Origin of the sequence: Halorubrum tibetense (assembly GCF_042661865.1) — an archaeon.
Taxonomy (GTDB): domain Archaea; phylum Halobacteriota; class Halobacteria; order Halobacteriales; family Haloferacaceae; genus Halorubrum; species Halorubrum tibetense.
In genome coordinates this window covers 1-1946 of sequence record NZ_JBHSWW010000376.1, presented here as the reverse complement: position 1 = coordinate 1946, position 1946 = coordinate 1, and the positions used below count along the sequence as shown (strand labels likewise).

2 protein-coding genes are annotated in these 1946 nt (G+C 54.5%); both read left to right on the top strand.

What is annotated here, in order from left to right; genetic code table 11:
- Positions 1-126: 126 nt before the first annotated feature.
- Positions 127-1668 carry a sensor histidine kinase gene (locus tag ACFQEU_RS15225; protein ID WP_379783529.1) on the top strand — a complete coding sequence of 514 codons (1542 nt, stop codon included), beginning with the start codon at positions 127-129 and terminating at the stop codon, positions 1666-1668.
- Positions 1665-1946 (top strand): hypothetical protein (locus ACFQEU_RS15220; RefSeq protein WP_379783527.1); only part of this gene is annotated, 282 nt, incomplete at its 3' end. The genes ACFQEU_RS15225 and ACFQEU_RS15220, both read left to right, overlap by 4 nt.

Here is a 1946-nt window from a genome sequence, read left to right as displayed (position 1 = left end):
TCTCACCGGGACGCCGGAGTGGAACGATACGGATACTGCCAGCAAACACGACGTTGACAACGACGAACAGACGTAACTGTCGCACGAAATGAGAGACCAGTCATAGGAGTCGCCGATCCGAACATCATGCCCACGAACGAACAGCATACGAATCGAGAATCAGTCGACGAATCCACGCGCGTGCTCACTTTGGTCACTGACCCGGGAAATCAGCGTGTCCTCAAAGAGTGGCTAACCGCACACGATCAGTACACGCTCGTCGAAACCCCGGATATCGCCGAGGCTGCATTCGACTGCTGTCTGCTCGACAGAAAGCAGTTGGACAAACACCGGTCGGAACTCCTGAACCGAAAAGAAAGCGAGCAGATTATTCTCCCGTATCTCTTGTTGGTTCCGGAGTCAAGACATCGAGAGATCCGTAATCGTCTCCGGGATGAACATCCGGAACTGTGGGATGCGATTGACGGGTTGATCGACATGCCACTCGCAGAAAGTCAACTCAGTGAACAGCTAGAGACATTTCTCCGCCTTCGGGATCAGTCGATCGTCGCATACAATCAGCGCGCACAACTCCGGCAGATCCGGAATCAACACGCCGGTCACGGGGTGTTAGTCACCGACACAGACGGAACAATCGAGTACGTGAACGAAGCAATTGAATCTCAGTCAGGCTATACGAGCGAGGAAGTTGTCGGTAACACCCCGCGCATTCTCAAATCAGGTGAACACGATGAGGCGTTCTATGAGGAGTTGTGGAACACTATCACAGCGGGTGACGTCTGGGACGGAACAGTCATCAACAGTCGAAAAGATGGGAATCGGTATGTTATCGAACAGACAGTCGCTCCGGTAGAAGGCCCTTCAGGAGAGATTACGCAGTTCATCGCCGTCAACCACGAAATTACTGAGCTGAGAGAGCTAGAAGAGAGTCTCCGCCAGCAACGCGAGCAACTCGACGTGTTGAACCGAGTTCTCCGGCACGACATCCGGAACGATATGAACGTTGTTGTCGCGTGGGGCGAAATGCTTGAAGATGAGGTAACGCCGACTGGACAGGAGAAACTCGACAGGATTCTCCGGGCGGGCCGACACGTCGTCGAACTCACAAATGTCGCCCGGGATCTCTCAGAAATCATTCACGGTGACGGGAAACCGGACCTCAAGCCAATCCCGCTTCGACAGCTCCTCAGTGAGGAACTCGAAAAGCGCCGGGAAACGTTCGCAAATGCCGAGATCACGATGGCAGATCCACCCGATCAGAGGACACACGTACTGGCGAACGAGTTGCTCTCGTCGGTGTTTCGGAACCTCGTCAACAACGCCGTCCAGCACAACCATACAGCTCAACCAAAGGTGATGATTTCTGTTGAGGAAGCTGACGAGTCAGTCCGCATCAGAGTGGCCGATAACGGGCCGGGAATCTCAGACGATGTGAAAGAGAGTCTGTTCCGAGAGGGTAAGAAAGGGCTTGAAAGCGGGGGAACCGGAATGGGCCTGTTTCTCGTCGACAGTCTTGTTGAGAGTTACGGCGGAAATGTCTGGATCGAGGACAGAGTGGAGAGCGAATTGTTCGATACTCCTGACGAAGCGGATCCAGCCGGCGCGGTTTTTATCGTCGAGTTACGGACGACGGCGAAACAGGACAAAATCGATGGAGGACGTGAATGAACGACGCGTACCCTACTGACGATTCACCCGATGATGGCGCTGGGCAGGCAGCCTTGTTCCCATTACTCTCTGGAGAGGGGAATCAACGGTTGGTAGTTGAGTGGATCCAAGCTCATGACCGCTATACGCTGGTCGATCCGGACCAGCCGGTCGAAACGGCGACGTTCGACTGCTGTATCCTTGACGGGGAGATGCTACAGACACACGCTGAGACGCTTCGAGCCCGAAAACGCAAGGCGAAGCCGGCTCTGTTGCCGTGTCTTCTGCTCATACCGGAG